This window comes from Streptomyces griseoflavus (assembly GCF_014649995.1).
Classification (GTDB): Bacteria; Actinomycetota; Actinomycetes; order Streptomycetales; family Streptomycetaceae; genus Streptomyces; species Streptomyces griseoflavus.
The window spans coordinates 1-23,382 of the sequence record NZ_BMUC01000004.1; the positions used below are offsets into that span (position 1 = coordinate 1).

Consider the following 23,382-nt stretch of genomic DNA (forward strand, 5'->3'; position numbering starts at 1 on the left):
CCAACCCCGCCGTCCTCGCCTTCCTGCGGGAGTACGAGGACGACCTGGTGCTCTGCGTCAACAACTTCTCACGCTTCGCACAGCCCACGGAGCTCGATCTGAGCGCCTTCGAGGGGCGCCACCCCGTCGAGCTGTTCGGCGGGGTGCGCTTCCCGGCCGTCGGCGAGCTGCCGTACCTGCTGACCCTCGGCGGGCACGGCTTCTACTGGTTCCGGCTCCGCAAGGACGCCGCGTAGAACCCGGGGCGGGGCGGTTTTCACCGGCCCGCCCTGGGCACGCATCAGTAACACCCCGCCCACCGGCGGCGCCCTCGTGCGGCGCGCCGAAAAGAGGGGAGAGGACGCGACGCCATGTCGGAAGCCGTCACCCGCACCGTCACGACACCGCCCGGCCTCCTTGCGTCACTGGATCCACTGCTCAGGGAGTGGCTGCCGCGGCAGCGCTGGTTCGCGGGCAAGGGCAGGCCGGTCACCGGGTTCGCCCTGGTCGCGGCCACCGAGCTGCTGCCGCCCAGTGCCAAGCTGGGCCTGTACCACCTGCTGGTGCGTGCCCACCAGCCGCTCCAGCCGGGGCACACCGGCCAGGACCGGCCCGGCGACTGCTACCAGCTGCTGATAGGCGTGCGCGAGGCGCTGCCGCCCCGGCTCGCGCCCGCGCTGATCGGTCATGTGACACGGGGCCCGCTGGCCGGACGGACGGTCTACGAGGCCCTGCACGACACCCGGCCCGCCGAACTGCTCCTGGAGGCCCTGCGCACCCGGGCCCGGATCGGCGGGCTTCGTTTCGACCGCGACCCGCGCCAGGAGATCCGCTCCGGCCTGGTTCCGCGCCTGATGACGGCCGAGCAGTCGAATTCGTCGGTCGTCTACGGAGATACGTTCATCCTGAAGCTGCTGCGCCGGATCGTGCCCGGGATCAACCCCGATCTGGAGCTTCCGCTGGCGCTGGCCCGCGAGGGCTGCCCCCGGGTGCCCCCGCCGACGGCCTGGATGGTCGCGGACCCCGACGAGTCGCCCGGCCCGCCGCCCGCGGCCGAACCGTACGTCCTGGGGGTGCTCCAGCCGTTCGTGCAGGGCGCGACGGACGGCTGGGAGCTGGCGCTGCGGGAGCTGGCCAAGGGTGAGGACTTCGTCGCCGAGGCGCGGGCGCTCGGCCGGGCCACCGCCGAGGTGCACACCGCGCTGGCCCGCGCGCTGCCGACGGTCACCCTGGGCCCCGCCCAGCTGCGGTCCCTCGTCGACGGCATGACCGAGCGGCTGGAGGCCGCCGTGCACGCGGTGCCCGCGCTGCGGCCGTACGCGGACGGCCTGCGCTCCGCGTACACGGCACTGGACGACCTGGCCGCCGAGGGGCGCACCTGGACCGCGCAGCGGGTGCACGGCGACCTGCACCTCGGGCAGTGTCTGCGCTCCCCGGCGGGGGAGTGGTCGCTGATCGACTTCGAGGGGGAACCGGCCCGGCCGCTGGCGGAGCGGCGGATGCCGCAGCCGGCGGTGCGGGACGTCGCCGGCATGCTGCGGTCCTTCGACTACGCGGCCCGTTCGTCGGACCCGCCGCAGCCGGACTGGGCCACGCACTGCCGGGCGGCGTACTGCGCCGGGTACGCGGAGGCCGCGGGCCGGGATCCGCGCACCGAGCCGGTGCTGCTGCGCGCGTACGAGACCGACAAGGCGGTCTACGAGGCGGTCTACGAGGCCCGGCACCGACCCGACTGGCTCCCCGTACCGCTGGCCGCCGCGCACCGGCTGGCCTCGCCCGACCGGATCTGACCCGACCCCGACCTTCGCCCAGGAGGCTTCGCCCGTGACCCCCCGCCCCACGTCCAGCGGTTCGCAGCCGGAGCAGCCGGCCGACCAGCGGAGCACCGAGCCACCGGCGCCCGCGCGGAAGAAGGCAGCCGTGAAGAAGACCGGCGCGAAGAAGGTCCCCGCGAAGAAGACGGCCGCGGCGGCGAAGGCCACGGTCAAGAAGGCGGCGACCGAGAAGTCGACGGTGAGGAAGGCCGCGAAGAAGGCGGCGGAGAAGACCGCGGCGAAGGGTGCGGGAAAGGGCGCCGCCGGGTCCGCCGGGAAGGCAGGAAAGGCCGGGAAGGCCGGGAAGGCCGCCCCGGCCGGGAAGGGCCCCGCGGGGAGGCAGGCCGTGCGGGACACCACCGCCCCGGCGCCCGTCCCGCCCGTCCCGCCCGTCCCGCCCGTCCCGCCCGAGATGGATCTGGAGATCGCCGTCTCCCCCGCCCTCGACGCCGCCGACCGGGAGCGGCTGCTGAACGGCACCCACCACGCCCCGCACTCCCTGCTCGGCGCGCATCCGGTGCCCGGCGGGGTCGTCTTCCGGGCGTTCCGTCCGTACGCCCGGGCCGTGAGCGTCGTCTCCGGCGGCCTCACCGTCGAGCTGCACGACGACGGGGACGGGTTCTTCTCGGGCCTGCTGCCGCTGCGCGAGGTGCCGGCGTACCGGCTGCTGGTGACGTACGAGGGGACGGTGCAGGAGACGGAGGACGCCTACCGCTTCCTGCCCACGCTCGGCGAGCTCGATCTGCATCTGATCGGCGAGGGCCGCCACGAGGAGCTGTGGACGGTGCTCGGCGCGCACCCGATGACCCACCAGGGCGTCACCGGCACCCGGTTCTCGGTGTGGGCGCCGAACGCGCGCGGGGTGCGGGTGGCCGGTTCGTTCAACTTCTGGGACGGTACCGGCTTCCCCATGCGGTCGCTGGGCGCGACCGGGGTGTGGGAGCTGTTCGTGCCGGGCATCGGCGAGGGCGAGCTGTACAAGTTCGAGATCACCCGCCCCGACGGCTCGAAGACCCTGCGCGCCGACCCGCTGGCCCGCCGTACGGAGGTCCCGCCGGCCACCTCCTCCGTCATCACCTCGTCGGCGTACGAGTGGGGCGACGCCGAGTGGCTGGAGCGCCGGGCCGGCGTACCCGCCCACCGGGCGCCGTTCTCCGTCTACGAGGTGCACCTCCCCTCCTGGCGTCCCGGGCTGACCTACCGCCGGCTCGCGGACCAACTGCCCTCGTACGTGAAGGACCTCGGCTTCACGCACGTGGAGCTGATGCCGGTCGCCGAGCATCCCTTCGGCGGTTCCTGGGGCTACCAGGTCACCGGGTTCTACGCACCCACCGCCCGCCTCGGCACCCCGGACGACTTCCGGTACCTGGTCGACGCCCTGCACCGGGCCGGCATCGGCGTGATCATGGACTGGGTGCCCGCGCACTTCCCGCGCGACGAGTGGGCGCTGGCCGAGTTCGACGGGCGTCCGCTGTACGAGCACGAGGACCCGCTGCGGGCCGCCCACCCCGACTGGGGGACGCTGGAGTTCGACTTCGGGCGGCGCGAGGTGCGCAACTTCCTCGTCGCCAACGCCCTGTACTGGTGCGAGGAGTTCCACATCGACGGGCTGCGCGTCGACGCGGTCGCCTCGATGCTCTACCTCGACTACTCGCGCGAGCCGGGCCAGTGGACGCCGAACGAGCACGGCGGCCGGGAGAACCTGGACGCGGTGGCGTTCCTCCAGGAGATGAACGCCACCCTGTACCGCAGGGTGCCGGGGGTCGTGACGATCGCGGAGGAGTCCACGGCCTGGGACGGCGTCACCCGGGCCACCCACCACGAGGGCCCGAGCGGCTTCGGCGGGCTGGGGTTCGGGCTGAAGTGGAACATGGGCTGGATGCACGACTCGCTCGAGTACATGAGCCACGAGCCGGTCCACCGCCGCTACCACCACGGCGAGATGACGTTCTCGATGGTGTACGCCTACAGCGAGAACTACGTGCTGCCGATCTCCCACGACGAGGTGGTGCACGGCAAGGGGTCCCTGGTGTCGAAGATGCCCGGCGACTGGTGGCAGCAGCGCGCCAACCTGCGCGCCTACCTGGCCTTCATGTGGGCCCACCCCGGCAAGCAACTGCTGTTCATGGGGCAGGAGTTCGCGCAGGGCGCGGAGTGGTCGGAGGTGCACGGCCCGGACTGGTGGCTGCTGGACCCGCACTACGGGGCCGAGGCCGACCACCGCGGGGTGCGCGACCTGGTGCGCGACCTCAACACCGTGTACGGGCACACCCCGGCGCTGTGGCAGGGCGACACCGACCCGTCCGGCTTCCGGTGGGTGGCCGGGGACGCCGCCGAGGACAACGTGTTCGCGTTCCTGCGCTACGACTCCGACGGCTCCCCGCTGCTCGCGGTGTCGCACTTCGCCCCGGTGGTGCGGCAGGACTACCGGATCGGGGTCCCCGAGGACGTGCCGGCCTGGCACGAGGCGGTGAACACCGACGCCGGGCGCTACGGGGGCAGTGACGTCACCACCCCCGACCCGGTCAAGCCGGAGCCGCGGGGGTGGCACGGCCTCCCGGCGAGCGTCCGGCTGACCCTGCCGCCCCTGGCGACGGTGTGGCTGCGCCCGGCCTGAGCGCCGCCGCTCAGTTCAGGGCGGCGGCCAGCGGCTCCGGCAGCGGCCCGGTGTGCAGCACACCGAGCCGCTGCGTGGCGCGGGTGAGCGCCACGTACAGGTCGCTGGTGCCGTAGCGGCCCGGTTCGACCACCAGGACCGAGTCGAACTCCAGCCCCTTGGCCTGGTGCGGGTCGAGCAGGACGACGTCGTGCGTCAGGTCCGGCTCGGCGCCGGCCGTCACCCCGTCCAGCCGGGCGGCCAGCGGGCGGTGCAGTTCGCGCGGGGCGATGACGGCGAGGCGGCCCTCGTCGGGGGTGAGTTCGGCGACGGCCTCGGCGACCGCGCCGGGCAGGTCGCCGGTGGCGCGGGCCCAGGGCCGCACACCCGTGGAGCGCACCGATCCGGGCGGCTCGAAGCCGGGGTGCCCGGCGCGCACCACGGCGGCGGCCACGTCCATGATCTCGGCCGGGGTGCGGTAGTTGACGCCCAGCCGGGTGTGCTCCCAGCGGTCCTCGACGTACGGGGTGAGGATGTCGGCCCAGGAGCCGACGCCGCCCGCCTCCGAGGTCTGCGCCGGGTCGCCGACCAGGGTCATGGAGCGGGTGGGGCTGCGCCGCATCAGCAGCCGCCACGCCATCGGGGACAGCTCCTGCGCCTCGTCGACGATGATGTGCCCGAACGCCCAGGTGCGGTCGGCCGCGGCGCGTTCGGCGGCGCTGCGGTGGTCCTCCTCCTCGTGGCGCTCGGCGAAGCGTTCGGCGTCGATGATGTCGTGCGCGGACAGCACCTCGGAGGAGTCCGGGTCGTCGTCCTCCTTGTCCTCGAACTCGAAGGTGCGTGAGGCGTAGGAGACGTCGAGGACGCCCTGCGCGAAGGCGATCTGCGTCCGCCGCTCGCGCTCGGCCCGCTCCCGGGCGAGCCGGTCGTCCTCGCCGAGCAGTTCGGCGGCCTCGTCCAGCAGGGGCACGTCGGAGACGGTCCAGTGCCGGGTGACCGGGCGGCGGACGGCCGCGGCGTCCTCGTCGGACAGGTACCCCTCGGGGGCGGCGAGGAAGTCGGCGACCAGGCGCTCGGGTGTGAGCAGCGGCCACAGCCGGTCGACGGCCGACCGGACCTCCGGGTTCTCGGCGAGTTCGTCGCGGATCTGGGTGATGTCGCTGGGGTCGAGCAGGTTGGAGCCGTCGTAGGGGTCGGTGCCGATGCGTTCGGCGACCATGTCGGTGAGCGCGTTGAGGACGTGCCCCTCGAAGTGCTCGCGGGCCACGTTGTGCGGCAGCCCGGTGGCGCGGGTGCGTTCGCGGGCGACGTTGACCAGCCCGTCGTCGAGCATGAGGACCTCGCGGTCGTGCTCGATCGCGATCACCGGGTCGGGCAGCGTCTGCCGGTCGCGCACGACGTCGGCGAGGACGTCCGCCATCTCGGCGCGGCCCTTGACGGCGGCGGCCTCGGGGGTGTCCGTGCGGGTGGTCCGCACGCCGGGGTACAGCTCGCCGACGGTCGCCAGGAGCACACCGGTCTCTCCGAGGCTGGGCAGCACCTCGCCGATGTAGCCGAGGAACGCCGGGTTGGGGCCGACGATCAGGACGGCGCGGCGGGCCAGCAGCTCGCGGTGCTCGTAGAGGAGGTAGGCGGCGCGGTGCAGGGCGACGGCGGTCTTGCCGGTGCCGGGGCCGCCCTCGACGACCATGACCCCGCGGTGCGGGGCGCGGATGATGCGGTCCTGGTCGGCCTGGATGGTGCGCACGATGTCGCCCATGCGGCCGGTGCGCGCGGAGTCGAGGGCGGCGAGCAGGACGGCGTCGCCGGTGGGGTCCTCGTGGCCGGTACGGGTCTCGTCCCCGAGGTCGAGGATCTCGTCGTGCAGGGCGGTGACCCGCCGCCCTTCGGTGGCGATGTGCCGGCGGCGCCTGAGGCCCATCGTGGTGTGGCCGGTGGCCAGGTAGAACGGGCGGGCGACCCCGGCGCGCCAGTCGATGAGGACGGGCGTGCGCTCGGCGTCGTCGGCGCGCAGGCCGATGCGGCCGATGTGGTGGGTCGCGCCGGAGGCGAGGTCGATCCGGCCGAAGCAGAGCGAGCCGTCGACCGCGTTCAGCGCGGCGAGCAGCCCGGAGCGCTCGGCGACGAGGATGTCCCGCTCCAGCCTGGCCTGCCGGGGGGTGTGGCCCTGCGCGAGCGCGTCCGTGACGGAGTCCTCGGCGTCACCGCGCAGGACGTCCACGCGTGCGTACAGTCCGTCGATGAATTCCTGTTCCTGCCGCAATTCATCGTCCGGAAATTCGGTGTTTGACAATTGCACTCCCGCCCGGATATACTGTGCTCACTGGACTTCACCGCGATTTCCCTGATGAGAAGTCGCGAATCAATGAATATACGCAAGGAAAACCCCCGAGCGCAATTGCCCGGGGGTTCATTTGTGTCCTCCGACGCCCTGCCCGCAGGTCGGAGCACGTCCGCCGGCTCCGCGAGCAGCCGCCGTTCGGGCCTGCGTCCGGGTCGGCGCCCACGTTCAGCCGGACGACCTTCGGCCGGCCCTCCTCCTCCGCCGCCGGCCCGCTCAGCACCGGCGCAATCGCCGGCACGGCGGGTACCGCGGCCCGTGCGGCCGGCTCGCCGATTCCCATGGGTACGAACGCGGGCCTCGACGTCGGCGTCAGGGCAAGGGCGGCCGGGACGGGAAAGAGCCGAGCGGCCGAGGCTCACCGGGGGGTGGGAGCCTGGCCGCTCGGCGGTGGCGGAGGTCCGGGCGGGGGCCGCGGACCTCCGGGGCCGGGCGGCCGGGCTACGGGGGAGCACCCGGCCGCCCGGGGTGTGCGGGGAGTGGCCCCGGCCGTCAGGCCCTGGCCAGCTCCTTGTCGCCGCCCTTCGCGGGCAGCTCGGCGGGGGCCTGCCCGGCGTCGCCGCCGTGGTCGTCCAGCAGCGTCGTCTCGTCGAAGGGCGCACGGCCGGCGAGGACATCGGCCACCCGGTCCTTGTCGATCTCCTTCGTCCAGGTGCCGATCAGCACCGTGGCGACGGCGTTGCCGGCGAAGTTGGTCAGGGCGCGGGCCTCGCTCATCAGGCGGTCGATGCCGACGATGAGGCCGATGCCGTCCACCAGGGCCGGCTTGTGCGACTGCAGACCGCCGGCCAGCGTGGCGAGGCCGGCACCGGACACACCGGCGGCACCCTTCGAGGCGACCAGCAGGAAGAGCAGCAGCGGGATCTGCTCGCCGATCGACATCGGCGTGCCCAGGGCGTCGGCGATGAACAGCGAGGCCATGGTCATGTAGATCATGGTGCCGTCGAGGTTGAAGGAGTAGCCGGTCGGCACGGTGATGCCGACGACCGGCTTGCTGACGCCGAGGTGCTCCATCTTCGCGATGAGGCGCGGCAGCGCCGACTCGGAGGACGAGGTCGACAGGATCAGCAGGAACTCACGGCCCAGGTACTTGAACAGCGACCAGACGTTCAGCCCCGCGACGAGCCGCAGCATCGCGCCGAGCACCACGAAGATGAACAGCACACAGGTGATGTAGAAGCCGAGCATCAGCACCGCGAGGCTCTTCAGCGCGTCCACGCCCGAGGCTCCGGTGACGGCGGCCATGGCGCCGAAGGCACCGATCGGGGCGGCCCACATGATCATGGCGAGGACCCGGAAGACGAGCCGCTGGATGTGCTCGATACCGCGCAGGACCGGCTGGCCGGCCTTGCCCATGGCCTGCAGCGCGAACCCGCACAGCAGGGCGACCAGCAGGGTCTGCAGGACCTCGCCCTGGGTGAAGGCGGACACGATCGTGGTCGGGATGATGCCGAGCAGGAAGTCGGTGGTGGACTTGGCCTCGGCGTCGACCTGGGCCTGGCCCGTCTCCTTGACCGCGTCGGTGACCGCGAGGCCCGTACCCGGGTCCAGGATGTTGCCGACGACCAGGCCGATGCCGAGCGCGACGACCGACATCACCATGAAGTAGCCGAGGGCGATGCCGCCGACGGCGCCGACCTTGGCGGCCTTCCGCACGGACCCGATGCCCAGCACGATGGTGCAGAAGATGATCGGCGAGATCATCATCTTGATCAGGTTCACGAACCCGGTACCGATCGGCTTCAGCTCGACCGCGAAGTCGGGAGCGACCAGACCGACGGTGATACCGAGGGCGACCGCGATGATCACCGCGATGTAGAGATAGTGCGTGCGGTCCCGCTTGGCTTCGGGTGCGGCTGGTGCCGTAGCGGCAGTGCTGGTCACGGCGGCCCTCCTTGACGTCTTCGTCGGCATCACCGGCGTGCGGCTCACGTCCGGGGGATGGGGGTTCAGGGCCCGTCCGGCCCTGGGGGAACGCCGTGACTATGCCGCGCCCTGTGAGCGCGGTCACCCTTCCGTTCATTTAGTTCACCGCGGAACGGCGAGGCAGACTGGCGGAATGCGCCTGACCCTCCCCCTGCCCCGCTCCCTCGCGGGCCAGCTCTTCGCCATGCAGGCCGTGCTCATCGCGGTCGTCGTGGCCGGGTACGCGCTGTTCAGCTACGTCAGCGACCGCAACCAGGCCGAGGAGGCGGCGGGCCTCCAGGCCACCTCGGTGGCCCTCGCCGTCGCCGACTCGCCGTCCGTGCGCGAGGCGATCCGCACCCCCGACCCGTCGGCGGAGCTCCAGCCGTACGCGCTGGCCGTGGTGCGCGACACCGACGTCGACTTCGTGACGATCATGGATCCGCGGGGCATCCGCTGGTCCCACCCCGACCCGGCCCAGATCGGCCTGGTCTTCCAGGGCCACACCGGCCCGGCGCTCCAGGGCCGCACCTTCACCGAGACCTACACCGGCACCCTCGGCCCCTCGGTCCGCGCGGTCACCCCGGTCCTGGACGACGAGCGGATCGTCGGACTGGTCAGCGCCGGCATACGCGTCGAGGAGATCAGCCAGCGCGTCCGGGGACAGCTCACCGCGCTGCTCGCGGTCGCGGCCGGCGCGCTCGGACTCGGCGCGGTCGGCACGTACGTCATCAACGCCCGGCTGCGGCGTCACACCCACGGGATGAACGCCGCCGAGCTCAGCCACATGCACGACTACCATCAGGCCGCGCTGCACGCCGTGCGCGAGGGGCTGCTGATGCTGGACGGGCAGCACAGGGTGGCGCTGATCAACGACGGCGGCCGGGTGCTGCTGGGCGTGGAGCAGGAGGAGGACGTGGTGGGCCGATCGGTCGCGGAGCTGGACCTCCCGGCGCCGCTGACGGGCGCGCTGCTCGCCTCGGAGCCCCGGGTGGACGAGGTGCACCTGACGGCGGACCGGGTGCTGGTGGTGAACACCTCACCGGTCACCGGGGGCCAGCGGCGCGGCTCGGTGGTGACCCTGCGGGACGTGACCGAGCTCCAGTCGCTGATGGGTGAGCTGGACTCCGAACGCGGCTTCACCCAGGCGCTGCGGTCGCAGGCGCACGAGGCGGCGAACCGGCTGCACACCGTGGTCTCGCTGATCGAGCTGGGCCGGTCCGAGGAGGCCGTGGACTTCGCGACGGCCGAGCTGGAGCTGGCGCAGGCGCTCACCGACCAGGTGGTGGCCGCGGTGAGCGAGCCGGTCCTCGCGGCGCTGCTGCTGGGCAAGACGGCCCAGGCCAACGAGCGGGGCGTGGAGCTGGTCGTGTCGCCCGACAGCCGCCTGGACGACGGACTGCTGCCGGACTCCCTGCCCGCCCGGGACCTGGTGACCATCCTCGGCAATCTGATCGACAACGCCGTGGACGCGGCGCAGGGCGGGCTGCGTCCCCGGGTGACGGTGACGGCGCTCACCGAGAACGTCTCCCGGCTGATCCTGCGGGTGTCCGACACCGGCCCCGGGGTGGACCCGGACCGGACGGAGGCGGTCTTCCGGCGGGGCTTCACCACCAAGCCGTCCGGTCCCGGCGGGCGGGGCCTGGGCCTGGCGCTCGTCCAGCAGGCGGTGACGCGGCACGGCGGGGCGCTGTCGGTGACCTCCGGCGAGGAGGGCGGCGCGGTGTTCGAGGTGCGGCTGCCGCTCGGCGCTCCCGCGGTCGCGCGGGCCGCGGGAGGCGCCGTATGACCGCGGGGCAGCCCATCAGGGTGCTGGTGGTCGAGGACGACCCGGTCGCCGCCGACGCCCATGTGATGTACGTCGGCCGGGTGCCCGGGTTCGTGGCGGTCGGCAAGGCGCACACCGGCGCGGAGGCGCGCCGGGCGCTGGAACGCACGCCCGTCGACCTGCTCCTCCTCGATCTGCACCTGCCCGACGTGCACGGCCTCCAGCTCGCCCGCTCCCTGCGGGCGGCGGGCCATCACGCCGACGTGATCGCGGTGACCTCCGCCCGGGACCTCGCGGTCGTGCGCGAGGGGGTGTCGCTCGGGGTGGTGCAGTACGTCCTGAAGCCGTTCACGTTCGCGACCCTGCGGGACCGGCTGCTGCGCTACACCGAGTTCCACGCGGCGGTGGGCGAGGCCAGCGGACAGGAGGAGGTGGACAGGGCGCTGGCGGCGCTGCGCGCCCCCGGTCCGGCCGCGCTGCCGAAGGGGCTGAGCGCACCCACCCTGGAGCGGGTGACCGTGGCGCTGCGGGACGCCGGTGAGGGCCTGACGGCCGCCGGTGTCGCGGAGGCGGTCGGCATCTCCCGCATCACCGCCCGGCGCTATCTGGAACACCTGGTGGACGCGGGCCGCGCCGTCCGCCGCCCGCAGTACGGGACGGTGGGGCGGCCGGAGCTCCAGTACCGGTGGGTGAGCGGAGGCTGAGGTTCCCCGAGTCCGGGGCGGTCGGTTTGCGCCGCGCGGGCGGCGGTCGCGCGGGGGCCGCGTGCGGGAATTGCGGTCGCACCCGGATTCGAGTCCCGGACGTCCGTGCGTGCGCCGCTCCGACGCCGGAGGGTGCACATGTCCGTTGAGCTCGCGTTTCCCGCGTCGCGGGGAGGCTCCGCGGGACCGTCCGCCCCGCGGCCCGGCGACCGGAGCCGCCGGTGGCCGCGCCTTCCCACCATGAGTGATCCTGGCCGAACAGACCGTAGTCATCCCCTGCGTACGGCCCTAGCTTGGGGCCGTGCAGCGACCCTCCGCTCGTCCCGACCGCCGTCCGCCGCCGCCGTTCGACTCCTCCGCCGCCCGCCGGCTGCGGACCGCCCTGGGCGTGGGCCCGGACCATGTCGCCCACGCCCTGCGCGGCTCCTACGGGCTGCCGCACGTGACGCCCGTCCTCGTCGCCGCCTGGGAACGCGGGACCGCCACCCCGTCCCACCCCGAACTGACCGCGCTGGCCGGTGTGCTGTGGTGCTCGCCCGGTGAACTCATCGGGCGGCCGCGCACCTTGCGCGAGCACCGTGTCGCCCGTGGTCTGGCGCCCGAGGACGTGGCGCGCACCGTCGGCCACGAACTGCACGCCTACTTGCGGATGGAGGAGACGGGCCGGTGGCGTGGCACCGAGCGGCAGTCGGCCGCCCTGGCCCGGGTGCTCGCCCTGTCCCCGGCCGGCCTCGTCGCCGTCACCGGACGGGAGGACCAGCTCGCGGAGCTGCTGCGCGGCGCGGTGACGACCCGCTGGCAGGCCCACGTACGGCCGCTGTCGAAGATCGCGCCACTGGACCGGCGCCTGCTGGAGGAGGCCCTGCACCGACTGCACCGGGACTACCGGCACCGCACGGCCGGCCCCCAGAGCCGGGGCGGCGACGACTTCCTCGACCGGATCGTCGACCACTTCTGGTCGGCGGTCGAGGGCGCGGGCCCCTGAAGGAAGGCGTGCCCCTCGGCGGCTAGCAGCCCGCCTCGCCGCCCTCGTCCACCGGCGCGTCGACGTTGATCGCGTAGCCGGCTCCGGTGGTGAGGTCGGGGCGGCTGCCGTGGCCGTCCTCCGCCAGGCCCTCGGCGGTGAGGAAGACGATCCGCAGGGCCATCTCCTCCTTGGCGAAGCACAGGCCGTCGTCGGAGACGACCCCGGGGTCCGGGGCCCATCCGTCCCGTACCGCCGCCGTCCGGTAGTGCGCGGCCACTTCGGCCCGCGTCCCCGGGAAGGCGTAGGTGCGGTCGGCGTACACCGAGACGTCGCCGCTGTCCGCCCAGCAGCCGGCGTCGACGTCTTCGAAGCCCCGGGCGACGGTGGCCCCGGCGGGCCGGGAGTCGAGGATGCCGAGCGCGGCCACTTCCCCCACCCGTCCGTCGGTCCCCCCGCAGTCCTCGGCGAGGTCCCGCAGCGTGCAGCCGGTGAGCGTCCCGGCCGCACACACGGCCGACAGGAGCAGGGCCATCGGGAGGGTGGTACGGGTCCGCACGGACACAGCGGCTCCAGGAGGAAGGCCCGCGCGGAGGGATCCGCCGGGCAGGCGACTGTCCGTGCCGCTGCGAAGGCGGCACGGACCGAACCTACCGAGGAGCGGTCACCGCCGCACCGGTCCTGCGCACTTCCGCGTCGCGCTCCCGGCATCGCCCGCGAGGAGCTTCCTAGAAGACCGACTCCGCCTCGTCCATCCGGTCGCCCGGAACCGTCTTGAGTTCGGTGACCGCCTCCGCCAGCGGCACCATCACGATGTCCGTGCCGCGCAGCGCGGTCATGTTCCCGAACTCGCCCCGGTGCGCGGCCTCCACCGCGTGCCAGCCGAAGCGGGTGGCCAGGACGCGGTCGTACGCCGTCGGCACGCCGCCGCGCTGGACGTGGCCGAGGATGACCGGCTTGGCCTCCTTGCCGAGGCGGCGCTCCAGTTCGTACGCCAGCGCCGTGCCGATGCCCTGGAAGCGCTCGTGGCCGAACTTGTCGATCTCGCCCTTGCCGTAGTCCATGGTGCCGCCGGCCGGGTGGGCGCCCTCGGCGACGCAGATCACCGCGAACTTCTTGCCGCGGGAGAAGCGTTCCTCGACCATCTTCACCAACTGGGCCGGGTCGAAGGGGCGTTCCGGCAGGCAGATGCCGTGGGCGCCGGCGGCCATGCCCGACTCCAGGGCGATCCAGCCCGCGTGCCGGCCCATGACCTCGACGACCATCACCCGCTGGTGGGACTCGGCGGTGGTCTTCAGGCGGTCCATCGCCTCGGTGGCGACACCGACGGCGGTGTCGAAGCCGAAGGTGCGGTCGGTGGAGGAGATGTCGTTGTCGATCGTCTTCGGGACGCCGACCACCGGCAGGCCCGCCTCCGACAGCATGTGCGCGGCCGTCAGCGTGCCCTCGCCGCCGATCGGGATCAGCGCGTCGATGCCGAAGTCGCGGATCATGTCCGAGGCGTTCTCGCAGGCTTCGCGCAGTCGGTCGCGCTCCAGCCGGGCGGAGCCGAGTATGGTCCCGCCCCGGGCCAGGATGCCGCTGACCGCGTCGAGGTCGAGGGCGCGGTAGCGGCCGTCGAGCAGGCCCGAGTAGCCGTCCTCGAAGCCGATGACCTCGTCGCCGTAGTTGTCGATCGCGCGGTGCACGACCGACCGGATCACTGCGTTCAGGCCGGGGCAGTCGCCGCCTGCGGTGAGAACTCCGATACGCATCGCGCTGTGTCTCCTGGTCGCTGTGGATATCTGTGAGCCAGTCCCGATTGTTTCATGCCCCCCACCGCGGCGCCGACGCCGGACAGGCGGGCGTGCTAGCCAGCGCCGGAGGTATTGTCAAGAGGGATCTGCTCACCTCGGTGAGTGATTTTTGTGGCCTTGGCGTTGACTCTTGCGGCCCCCGACGAAACGGAGAGCACGCGTGACCCGCAGCGTGTACGTGACCGGCATCGACCGCGGCGACGGCCGCCAGGTCGTCGAACTAGGGGTCATGGAGCTCCTGACCCGGCAGGTCGACCGGGTGGGCGTGTTCCGTCCCCTGGTGCACGACGGGCCGGACCGTCTCTTCGAACTGCTGCGGGCCCGCTACCGGCTCACCCAGGACCCGGCGACCGTCTACGGCCTCGACTACCACGAGGCGTCCACGCTCCAGGCCGAGCGGGGCACCGACGAACTGGTCTCCACCCTCGTCGACCGGTTCCACCGGGTCGCCCGCGACTACGACGTCGTCCTCGTCCTCGGCACCGACTACGCCGACACCCAGTTCCCCGACGAACTGTCCCTCAACGCGCGGCTCGCCAACGAGTTCGGCGCCTCGGTGATCAGCGTCGTCGGCGGCCGCAGGCAGACCGCCGAGTCGGTGCGCGCCGAGACCCGCAACGCCTACCGCGCCTACGCCACCCTGGGCTGCGACGTGCTCGCCATGGCCGTCAACCGGGTCGCCCGCGAGGACCGCGACGAGATCGCCGAGCGGCTCGCCAACCGGCTTCCCGTGCCCTGCTACGTGTTCCCCGACGAGCCGGCGCTCTCCGCCCCGACCATCTCGCAGATCGCGCACACCCTGGGCGCCAAGGTGGTGCTCGGCGACGACTCCGGGCTCGCCCGCGACGCGCTCGACTTCGTCTTCGGCGGCGCCACGCTGCCGAACTTCCTCGCCGCGCTGTCCCCCGGCTGCCTGGTGGTCACCCCGGGCGACCGCGCCGACCTGGTCGTCGGCGCGCTGGCCGCGCACAGCGCCGGCACCCCGCCGATAGCCGGGGTGCTGCTCACCCTGGACGAGGTGCCCGGCGAGCACGTCCTCACCCTCGCCGACCGGCTCGCCCCCGGCACCCCCGTGCTCTCCGTGCCGGACAACAGCTTCCCCACCGCCGAGCAGCTGTTCTCCCTGGAGGGCAAGCTGAACGCGGCCACCCCGCGCAAGGCGGAGCGGGCGCTCGGCCTCTTCGAGCGGTACGCCGACACCGCGGAGCTCACCCAGCGGGTCTCCGCGCCCAGCAGCGACCGCGTCACCCCGATGATGTTCGAGCACAAGCTGCTCGAACAGGCCCGCTCCGACCTGCGCCGGGTGGTGCTCCCCGAGGGCACCGAGGAGCGGGTGCTGCACGCGGCGGAGGTGCTGCTGCGCCGGGGGGTGTGCGAGCTGACCCTGCTCGGCGACGTCGACCAGATCCGCAAGAAGGCCGCCGACCTCGGCGTCGACCTCGGCGACACCCAGCTGATCGACCCGGCCGCCTCCCCCCTGCGGGACTCCTTCGCCGAGCGGTACGCGGCGCTGCGCGCCCACCGGGGCGTCACCGTGGAGCTGGCCTACGACGTCGTCTCCGACGTGAACTACTTCGGCACGCTGATGGTGCAGGAGGGCCTCGCCGACGGCATGGTGTCGGGCTCGGTGCACTCGACGGCGGCGACGATCCGGCCGGCCTTCGAGATCATCAAGACCCGCGAGGACGCGCGGATCGTCTCCTCGGTCTTCTTCATGTGCCTGGCCGACAAGGTCCTCGTCTACGGCGACTGCGCGGTCAACCCCGACCCGGACGCCGAGCAGCTCGCCGACATCGCCGTGCAGTCGGCGGTCACCGCCGCGCGGTTCGGGGTGGAGCCGCGGATCGCGATGCTGTCGTACTCCACGGGCACCTCCGGCTCCGGCGCCGACGTCGACAAGGTGCGCACCGCCACCGAACTGGTGCGCTCGCGCCGGCCCGACCTGCGCGTCGAGGGGCCGATCCAGTACGACGCGGCCGTGGAGCCGTCGGTCGCGGCGACCAAGCTGCCGGGCTCGGAGGTGGCCGGCCAGGCGACCGTGCTGATCTTCCCCGACCTGAACACCGGCAACAACACCTACAAGGCGGTGCAGCGCTCGGCCGGGGCGATCGCCGTCGGCCCGGTGCTCCAGGGTCTGCGCAAGCCGGTCAACGACCTGTCCCGGGGCGCCCTCGTCCAGGACATCGTCAACACCGTCGCCATCACGGCGATCCAGGCCCAGTCGCCGGTCACGTCCCCGGCCCCGAGCGAGAAGGCAGCCGCCCAGTGAGTCCGTCCCGTGTCCTCGTCCTCAACTCCGGCTCCTCGTCGGTGAAGTACCAGCTGCTGGACATGGGCGACAGCAGCCGGCTGGCCACCGGGCTGATCGAGCGCATCGGCGAGCGGACCTCCCTGGTGAAGCACTCGCCGCTCGCGTCGGGCGGCGACACCCGGGAGCGGACCGGCCCCGTCACCGACCACGACGCCGCCCTGAAGGCGATGGCCGAGGAGCTGGCCGCCGACGGCCTGGGCCTGGACTCCCCCGAGCTGGCCGCGATCGGGCACCGGGTGGTGCACGGCGGGATGCACTTCACCGAGCCGACGGTGATCGACGACCGGGTGCTCGCCGAGATCGAACGGCTGATCCCGGTGGCGCCGCTGCACAACCCGGCCAACCTCACCGGCATCCGCACCGCCATGACGCTGCGCCCCGACCTGCCGCAGGTCGCGGTCTTCGACACGTCCTTCCACACCACGATGCCGGAGTCGGCCGCCCGGTACGCGATCGACGTGAGGACCGCCGACGAGCACCGCGTCCGCCGCTACGGCTTCCACGGCACGTCGCACGCCTACGTCTCCCGGGAGACCGCGAGGCTGCTGGGGAAGGCGCCCGAGGAGGTGAACGTCATCGTGCTGCACCTGGGCAACGGGGCGTCCGCCTCGGCCGTGCGGGGCGGGCGCTGCGTGGACACCTCCATGGGGCTGACGCCCTTGGAGGGGCTGGTGATGGGTACGCGGTCCGGAGACATGGACCCGGCCGTCATCTTCCATTTGATGCGTGTCGGCGGAATGTCCGCCGACGAGATCGACACGCTGCTGAACAAGAAGAGCGGTCTGGTCGGGCTGTGCGGTGACAACGACATGCGGGAGATCCGGCGCCGGGTCGACGAGGGCGACGAACAGGCGAAGCTCGCGTTCGACATCTACATTCACCGTCTGAAGAAGTACATCGGCGCCTATTACGCCGTTCTCGGACGGGTGGACGCGGTGGCCTTCACCGCCGGGGTCGGTGAGAACGCCGCTCCGGTGCGGGAAGCGGCCGTGGCGGGCCTGGAGGGAATGGGCCTGGCGGTCGACGCCGGGCGCAACGCCGTACGGGGCGGCGGAGCGCGGCTGATCTCGCCCGAGGGCGCGCGGGTGGCGGTGGCGGTGGTGCCGACGGACGAGGAAATGGAGATCGCACAGCAGACCTACGCACTGGTCGGAAAGGACAACTGAGCAGGGACTTTCTCATTTGTATCTTCCGCCAGACGGAATATTCCGTAGCGAAACAAACGGATAGGATCGCCCCATGCGCCGTTCGAAAATCGTCTGTACTCTCGGCCCCGCGGTCGACTCCCACGAGCAGCTTGTCGCCCTGATCGAAGCCGGCATGAACGTGGCCCGCTTCAACTTCAGCCACGGCTCGCACGCCGAGCACCAGGGCCGGTACGACCGGGTCCGAGCCGCCGCCAAGGAGACGGGCAGGGCCGTCGGCGTCCTCGCCGACCTCCAGGGCCCGAAGATCCGCCTGGAGACCTTCGCCGAAGGCCCCGTCGAGCTGGTGCGCGGTGACGAGTTCACCATCACCACCGAGGACGTCCCGGGCGACCGGACGATCTGCGGGACGACCTACAAGGGCCTGCCGGGCGACGTCTCCCGCGGCGACCAGATCCTCATCAACGACGGCAACGTCGAGCTGAAGGTGCTGGACGTCGAGGGCCCCCGGGTGAAGTCGATCGTCATCGAGGGCGGTGTCATCTCCGACCACAAGGGCATCAACCTGCCCGGCGCGGCGGTGAACGTGCCCGCGCTGTCCGAGAAGGACATCGACGACCTGCGCTTCGCCCTGCGGATGGGCTGCGACCTGGTCGCGCTCTCCTTCGTGCGGGACGCCAAGGACGTCGCCGACGTCCACCGCGTGATGGACGAGGAGGGCCGCCGGGTCCCGGTCATCGCCAAGGTGGAGAAGCCGCAGGCGGTGGAGAACATGGAGGGCGTCGTGGCGGCCTTCGACGCCGTCATGGTCGCGCGCGGCGACCTGGCCGTCGAATACCCGCTCGAGAAGGTCCCGATGGTGCAGAAGCGCCTGATCGAGCTCTGCCGGCGCAACGCCAAGCCGGTGATCGTGGCGACCCAGATGATGGAGTCGATGATCACCAACTCGCGGCCGACCCGCGCGGAGGCCTCCGACGTGGCCAACGCGATCCTGGACGGCGCCGACGCGGTCATGCTGTCGGCCGAGTCGAGCGTGGGCGCCTACCCGATCGAGACCGTGCGGACGATGTCGAAGATCGTCCAGGCGGCCGAGCAGGAGCTGCTCTCCAAGGGCCTGCAGCCGCTGGTGCCGGGCAAGAAGCCGCGCACGCAGGGCGGTTCGGTGGCCCGCGCCGCCTGCGAGATCGCCGACTTCCTCGGCGGCAAGGGCCTGGTGGCCTTCACCCAGTCCGGCGACACCGCCCGGCGGCTGTGCCGCTACCGGGTCGCCCAGCCGATCCTGGCCTTCACCACGGACGAGTCGACGCGCAATCAGCTGACGCTCAGCTGGGGCGTGGAACCGCACGTCGTGCCGTTCGTGAACAGCACCGACGAGATGGTCGAGCTGGTGGAGCAGGAGCTGGTCAAGCTGAACCGCTTCGCCGAGGGCGACACCGTGATCATCACCGCCGGCTCGCCCCCCGGCGTCCCGGGCACCACCAACATGGTCCGCGTCCACCACCTGGGCGACGCGACCAGCTGACCGCGCGCACGACCGAGGGCGTCCCCCGCGAAGGGGGACGCCCTCGGTGCTTCGCCCGGCTCCCGGAGGAGTCCCGCGCCACGCTCAGCTGACGTACTGGTGCAGGCCCGGGATGTGCAGGGTTCCGCCGAACTGGCCGGCCTGCTGCACCGTGACGTCGGTGAAGTAGATCAGCGGGATGTTCAGCGGCGGAGGGTGCTCCGGGTCGAAGGTGATCGGGATGAGCCCGAGCAGCTTGCCGGAGATGCTCTCCGTGTACATCAGGGTGTCGCCGTCGCGGATGGTCGACGTCGACCCCTTGGCGGCCTGCACGTGGTAGGTCTTGCCGGACTGCTCGTCCTTGACCGTCTGGTGCAGGTCACCGATGTCGGTGCCGTTGGAGACGATGTACTTCAGCACCTTCTTGGTGGTGCCGTTCGCGGTCCGTACCTCGACGATGCCCTTGTAGTCGGCGCCCTTCAGGGTCAGCGAGCTGGCGTTCAGGTGCCAGGGGACGTCGGGCAGCGGGACCTTGTTGTCGACCCCGCCCTCGGCGTCGGTGGCGACCGGGCAGTCCTCGAGGTCGGTGCCGGACGTCTCGGAAGGGCTCGGCGTGGGGGTGGCCTCGGGGGTGGCGGTCGCCTCCTCGGCCTTCTCCTCCGCCCCGTCCTCGGTGTCCCCCGCCGCCTCGGACGCCTTGTCCCCGGCGTCCTCGGTGGTGTCCTTCGCCGGTTCGGACGCCGCCTCGGCGGTCTCCTCCGCGGCGTCGGCCCTGTCCTCGGCCGCCGGGGCGGAGGCGGACGGGGTGGGGTTCGGGCTCGCCTCTTCCTTCTTGTCCTTCGGAGTGAAGACGTCCTTGATGGCGTCCCCGATCTCCTCCAGCACGTTGCGGTCGGTTTCCGAGGGCGCGGGCGCGGGTTCGGCCGGCTTCTCGGCGGCCTGTCCGGCCGCGGACGCGGAGGGGGCCGGCTCGGGTGCGGGCTTGTCGTCGGAACCTGAATCCGGCGAAGAGTCCGCTTCCTTGTCCGTGTCCTTGTCCGTGTCCTTCTGCCCGGGTGCCGACGGGGCCGGCTCGGCGGAGGACTCGTCGTCCGGGGAGGCGCTGTCGCTCGCCGTGGCGGACGGGGTGGGCGACGCGGTGGCGTCCCCCTTCTCCCCCTTCTCGGCCTCCTCGATGGCCTCCAGGCACTCCTTGAACTCTTCGGCCGTGAGGTTCTTCGACGACGGCTGGTCGTCGGCCTGGGCGAGAGTGGGGGTGAAGCCCATGCCCATGAGGACCGCGGTGGGCATCGCCGCGATGGCTATCGCTTTGCCGGCAGGCATGTGGAACCTGGTGAACAGCGGCTTCTTGGGTGCCGCGTGGCGCGGCCCGGTTCTCACACGGGACGTCTCCACATCAGTCCCGTGGGTCACCTCGTCAGCCGGCACTGTGCCTCCCGTTCGCCCCGTTCGCCGGGCTCGTTCCTGACAGGTCGTTCTCTCCCGGCGTCCTGGGCGCGTGGGAGTGGTCCTCGTGGCCCGTCGGCACGGTGCCGTCGGCGGGTTCCAGGACCGTGGTGCCGGCGGCCGCGCCCTCGGGGCTCGCGCCGTGGCCCTCGCCGTTCGCCGGCGGCTCCTCGGCGGGCGGTGCGCCCGGCGCCCACGACACGGCCATCGCTCCGCCCACCAGGGCGAGGAGGAAACCTATGAGGAAGCCGCCGATGTTGGACACGGGGATGGACACCAGCGCCAGCAGGATCGCCGCGACACCCGCGAAGACCCGTACGTGCTTCTGGAACCAGAGACTGACGCCGAGGACGACGAGCAGCACACCGATGATCAGGGACCCGGCGCCCGCCGTGGTCGCCATGGCCAGCGTCAGGTGTCCGATCTGGAGGTTCGCGTACGGGAAGTAGGCGATGGGGAGTCCGCCGAGCATGACGAACAGCCCGGCCCAGAACGGCCGCTCGCCCCGCCAGGCGCGGAACTGCAGCCTGCGGCGGGTGAACTGGCCGGCGGCGGCAGGAGTCTCGGCGCTCATGGAAAACAGCTCCCTGGTACGGCTTTGCTGTGGTGGTGATGTGCGCCGCGCGTGAAGGCGCGGCGGGAAGGTGGACGGGCGGGGGCGCCACCGGCTCCCCCGCCCGTCAGCGAGTGCTTAGTAGCACTCCTTGACACCCTTGGAGAGCGACATCTTCAGACCGCTGAGCTTGAAGGTTCCGGCGGTGGTCGCCCACGCCGTCTGCTTCACGTCCTTCAGGACGGCCTTCTCGGCCTGCTGGGCGAACCCGTAGGGGTTGGCCTGCTCGCCGCCGCCCTTCATGCCCGGACCCTTGCTGGCGTCCTTGGCGGCCACACCGATGTCGATGTTCGTGAACGTCGCATCGGCGTTCAGGTCGGCGACGTCGATGTAGAGGTTCTTCGCCTCGACCGGCTCGCTCTGTCCGGCGTGCAGCATCAGGCTGACGTTCCCGAGCACCGGAATGTTCGGGGTGACGACCGACTGACACATGTTCTTGATGGTCGCGGACTTGAACGCCGAGACCGCGACGGGGTGAACCGTCTTCTGGCCGGTGAGGGTGTACCCCTCGTCGAGGGCACCGTACTGGGAGAAGCCGGTACCGACGAGCTCGTCCGTGGTGACCTTGAACGACTGGCCCGACACGCTGAACGACGCCGCGAGGGCGCCCTGCGCGAGGGCGACGCCTATGCACGCCGTGGCGGCGACGCTGGGCACCATGACCACAGCGAACCGCTTCCATCTGGTCCCGCCACGCACCTGGGACTCCATATTTCCTCCTTCTCGGACGTACATCTCCTGTCCTGACTCGCCGCCATGAACGGCGGCCGGGCCGGGCAGGGATGGGAGAAGTGCTACGTCCTCGGAAAGGAGAGCGCCCGCACTCGGCGGCGCAGAGACGCGCCCGAATCACCGGCGATCACCCCCGAGCGACAACCACTGGTCGCGCCTGACACGCATCACGCACAACCCTGCTGGACAGGCTTCGCCGGACGGGCGAAGACCCCCCTGTCCAAGAGCCGGCGCCACTGCCGCCGGCTCTGCCCGGTGGGGACCCAGAGGTTCCCGCGGCCCGACCGGCTGTCGGGGTGCGGGGTATTGGACCGAGCGTCGCCGATCGTGGTGCATTCTCGGCCCCCGCACAAGGGGGTTCGTTACTCGCTAGTAACGGGCGGATAACCGTGCGGCGACCCGCAGACTCCGCCCGGCGACGCTCGGTGCACCGCGGAGGGCGTACAAAACCGTTGATCGAAGGACGGAATCCGACAGATCGACGCCTGCGACTTACTCGCAGTAACAGCGGCCGCGATTACCAAGATTTGGCAAAGCGCGGCCGCATCGACCCCCATTGAGCCATTCGACCCCTCCGGCACCACGCGCCCGGCCGACCGGCGAACCGGTACGGACCGGGCGCCGCGGCCGGGTCCGCCGGGCTCAGAACAGCGCGCGCGCCAGCGCCCTCCGCGCGGCGACCACGCGCGGGTCGTCGGCGCCCACCACCTCGAACAGCTCCAGCAGCCGCACGCGCACGGTGTCGCGGTCGTCGCCCGCCGTGCGCGCCACCGTCTCGATGAGCCGGCCGAAGGCGTCCTCGACATGACCGCCCACCAGGTCCAGGTCGGCTGCGGCGATCTGCGCGGCGGTGTCCCGCGGCCGGTCGGCGGCGTCCTTGCGCACCTGCTGCGGGTCGAGACCCTGCACCCGCTTCAGCAGTTCGGCCTGGGCGAGACCCAGCGTGGCCTCCGGGTTGCCCGGGTCGTCGGCGAGCACGTTCCTGTACGCCTGGACGGCACCGTCGAGGTCACCGCTGTCCAGTGCCCGCACGGCGGCCTCCAGCAGGGCGTCGTACGGCCCGGCGGCCTCGGCCGGGGCGGGCGTCGCGCCGCCCGGTACGGCGTCGGGGTCGACGGTGAGGCCGGTCAGGCCGAAGCGCTGCTCGCCGACCTGCACCAGCTGATCCAGGGTCTGGCGGATCTGCGCCTCGCCCGCGGCGCCCTGGAAGAGCGGCAGGGCCTGCCCGGCGACCACCGCGAAGACCGCCGGGATCCCCTGGATCCCGAACTGCTGCATCAGCATCTGGTTGGCGTCGACATCGATCTTGGCGAGGAGGACGCGCCCGTTGTACTCGACGGTGAGCCGCTCCAGGAGGGGGCTCAGCTGCTTGCAGGGCTCGCACCACTCGGCCCAGAAGTCGATGACGACCGGGACCTCGGTGGACCGCTGCAGGACGTCACGTTCAAAACCGGCTTCGTCGACGTCGATCACGAGGTCGGCCGGGGAGACGGCGCCCCCGCCGCCCTGCCGGGCCGATTCGGCGCGCGCCTGCTCCGCCTTCGCCTTGGCCTCCTGGGCCGCCTTCACCGCGGCGAGGTCGACGACCCCGCTCATGGACATGTTCCGTGGCTGCATGCGTCTATCCTCCCCCGTACCCCGCGCGTGTGTGAAAAACGCCCGGGAAACCCAGGCGTACGTGTGGTGTTGGCGCCGGGTCCCCACCCCACGCCCGTGGTCGTCGCTCGGGCGCGCCGGCCGGGCACGCTTTCGCTACGGGTCGTAGCG

General features: G+C 72.2%; 17 protein-coding genes. 9 read left to right on the top strand and 8 right to left on the bottom strand.

Annotated features, from left to right (window positions below; all coding sequences use genetic code 11):
* From IE172_RS10900 to glgB, 3 genes are all read left to right on the top strand, one after another.
* On the top strand, positions 1–236 hold a 236-nt coding region (locus IE172_RS10900; protein WP_190096967.1), incomplete at its 5' end, for an alpha-glucosidase C-terminal domain-containing protein.
* Between the two features lie 114 nt (positions 237–350).
* Positions 351–1,769, top strand: coding sequence for a maltokinase N-terminal cap-like domain-containing protein (locus tag IE172_RS10905; protein ID WP_190096968.1), 1,419 nt, complete (start codon positions 351–353; stop codon positions 1,767–1,769).
* Between the two features lie 34 nt (positions 1,770–1,803).
* Positions 1,804–4,410, top strand: coding sequence for a 1,4-alpha-glucan branching enzyme (gene glgB, locus IE172_RS10910; protein WP_190096969.1), 2,607 nt, complete (start codon positions 1,804–1,806; stop codon positions 4,408–4,410).
* 10 nt (positions 4,411–4,420) lie between these two features.
* Here glgB and IE172_RS10915 read toward each other — a convergent pair whose 3' ends face one another.
* Together IE172_RS10915 and IE172_RS10920 are read right to left on the bottom strand one after the other, a co-directional pair.
* Positions 4,421–6,652, bottom strand: coding sequence for a HelD family protein (locus IE172_RS10915; protein ID WP_190097328.1), 2,232 nt, complete (start codon positions 6,650–6,652; stop codon positions 4,421–4,423).
* A gap of 570 nt (positions 6,653–7,222) precedes the next feature.
* A complete protein-coding gene (locus IE172_RS10920) occupies positions 7,223–8,614 on the bottom strand; it encodes a cation:dicarboxylate symporter family transporter (RefSeq protein ID WP_190096970.1) in 1,392 nt (463 codons plus the stop codon).
* 175 nt (positions 8,615–8,789) lie between these two features.
* Between IE172_RS10920 and IE172_RS10925 the strand changes: the two genes are divergently transcribed.
* The 3 genes from IE172_RS10925 to IE172_RS10935 all read left to right on the top strand — a co-directional run bounded on the left by IE172_RS10925 (position 8,790) and on the right by IE172_RS10935 (position 12,092).
* Positions 8,790–10,424: a sensor histidine kinase gene (locus IE172_RS10925; protein ID WP_190096971.1), complete on the top strand. Its 1,635-nt coding sequence runs from the start codon at positions 8,790–8,792 to the stop codon at positions 10,422–10,424.
* The gene (locus IE172_RS10930; RefSeq protein WP_190096972.1) at positions 10,421–11,107 is read left to right on the top strand and encodes a response regulator; all 687 of its coding nucleotides are present in this window, start codon (positions 10,421–10,423) and stop codon (positions 11,105–11,107) included. The genes IE172_RS10925 and IE172_RS10930 overlap by 4 nt, the downstream gene beginning before the upstream one ends.
* Before the next feature lie 301 nt (positions 11,108–11,408).
* A complete protein-coding gene (locus tag IE172_RS10935) occupies positions 11,409–12,092 on the top strand; it encodes a helix-turn-helix domain-containing protein (protein ID WP_190096973.1) in 684 nt (227 codons plus the stop codon).
* A gap of 22 nt (positions 12,093–12,114) precedes the next feature.
* Here the strand turns inward: IE172_RS10935 and IE172_RS10940 are convergent, their stop codons facing one another.
* Together IE172_RS10940 and IE172_RS10945 are read right to left on the bottom strand one after the other, a co-directional pair.
* Positions 12,115–12,606 carry a hypothetical protein gene (locus tag IE172_RS10940; RefSeq protein ID WP_229885944.1) on the bottom strand — a complete coding sequence of 164 codons (492 nt, stop codon included), beginning with the start codon at positions 12,604–12,606 and terminating at the stop codon, positions 12,115–12,117.
* Positions 12,607–12,799: 193 nt separating this feature from the next.
* Positions 12,800–13,825, bottom strand: a complete 1,026-nt coding sequence (locus IE172_RS10945; RefSeq protein ID WP_190096975.1) for an ATP-dependent 6-phosphofructokinase — start codon at positions 13,823–13,825, stop codon at positions 12,800–12,802.
* A gap of 202 nt (positions 13,826–14,027) precedes the next feature.
* Between IE172_RS10945 and pta the strand changes: the two genes are divergently transcribed.
* The 3 genes from pta to pyk all read left to right on the top strand — a co-directional run bounded on the left by pta (position 14,028) and on the right by pyk (position 18,845).
* Positions 14,028–16,136, top strand: a complete 2,109-nt coding sequence (gene pta / locus IE172_RS10950; protein WP_190096976.1) for a phosphate acetyltransferase — start codon at positions 14,028–14,030, stop codon at positions 16,134–16,136.
* On the top strand, positions 16,133–17,344 hold the full coding sequence (locus IE172_RS10955) for an acetate kinase (protein WP_190096977.1): 1,212 nt from the start codon (positions 16,133–16,135) through the stop codon (positions 17,342–17,344). Before pta ends, IE172_RS10955 begins: the two co-directional genes overlap by 4 nt.
* Positions 17,345–17,417: 73 nt before the next feature.
* Positions 17,418–18,845: a pyruvate kinase gene (pyk, locus tag IE172_RS10960; protein WP_190096978.1), complete on the top strand. Its 1,428-nt coding sequence runs from the start codon at positions 17,418–17,420 to the stop codon at positions 18,843–18,845.
* A gap of 84 nt (positions 18,846–18,929) precedes the next feature.
* Here the strand turns inward: pyk and IE172_RS10965 are convergent, their stop codons facing one another.
* From IE172_RS10965 to IE172_RS10980, 4 genes are all read right to left on the bottom strand, one after another.
* Complete coding sequence (locus IE172_RS10965) at positions 18,930–20,252, bottom strand: hypothetical protein (protein WP_190096979.1); 1,323 nt, start codon at positions 20,250–20,252, stop codon at positions 18,930–18,932.
* Entirely contained in the window at positions 20,242–20,844 is a 603-nt protein-coding gene (locus IE172_RS10970; protein WP_190096980.1) for a DUF6114 domain-containing protein, read from the bottom strand. Before IE172_RS10970 ends, IE172_RS10965 begins: the two co-directional genes overlap by 11 nt.
* Positions 20,845–20,961: 117 nt before the next feature.
* Positions 20,962–21,594 (bottom strand): DUF6230 family protein, encoded by a 633-nt coding sequence (locus IE172_RS10975; protein ID WP_190096981.1) that lies wholly within the window; start codon positions 21,592–21,594, stop codon positions 20,962–20,964.
* A 663-nt stretch (positions 21,595–22,257) separates the two neighbouring features.
* Entirely contained in the window at positions 22,258–23,232 is a 975-nt protein-coding gene (locus IE172_RS10980) for a tetratricopeptide repeat protein (protein WP_190096982.1), read from the bottom strand.
* Between the last annotated feature and the right edge of the window lie 150 nt (positions 23,233–23,382).

Coding starts and splice junctions, on each gene's coding strand:
- IE172_RS10905 (WP_190096968.1), top strand. CDS start 351: ATGTCGGAAGCCGTCACCCGCACCGTCACGACACCGCCCGGCCTCCTT.
- IE172_RS10930 (WP_190096972.1), top strand. CDS start 10,421: ATGACCGCGGGGCAGCCCATCAGGGTGCTGGTGGTCGAGGACGACCCG.
- IE172_RS10970 (WP_190096980.1), bottom strand. CDS start 20,844: ATGAGCGCCGAGACTCCTGCCGCCGCCGGCCAGTTCACCCGCCGCAGG.
- IE172_RS10940 (WP_229885944.1), bottom strand. CDS start 12,606: ATGGCCCTGCTCCTGTCGGCCGTGTGTGCGGCCGGGACGCTCACCGGC.
- IE172_RS10980 (WP_190096982.1), bottom strand. CDS start 23,232: ATGCAGCCACGGAACATGTCCATGAGCGGGGTCGTCGACCTCGCCGCG.
- IE172_RS10925 (WP_190096971.1), top strand. CDS start 8,790: ATGCGCCTGACCCTCCCCCTGCCCCGCTCCCTCGCGGGCCAGCTCTTC.
- IE172_RS10945 (WP_190096975.1), bottom strand. CDS start 13,825: ATGCGTATCGGAGTTCTCACCGCAGGCGGCGACTGCCCCGGCCTGAAC.
- pyk (WP_190096978.1), top strand. CDS start 17,418: ATGCGCCGTTCGAAAATCGTCTGTACTCTCGGCCCCGCGGTCGACTCC.
- IE172_RS10975 (WP_190096981.1), bottom strand. CDS start 21,594: ATGGAGTCCCAGGTGCGTGGCGGGACCAGATGGAAGCGGTTCGCTGTG.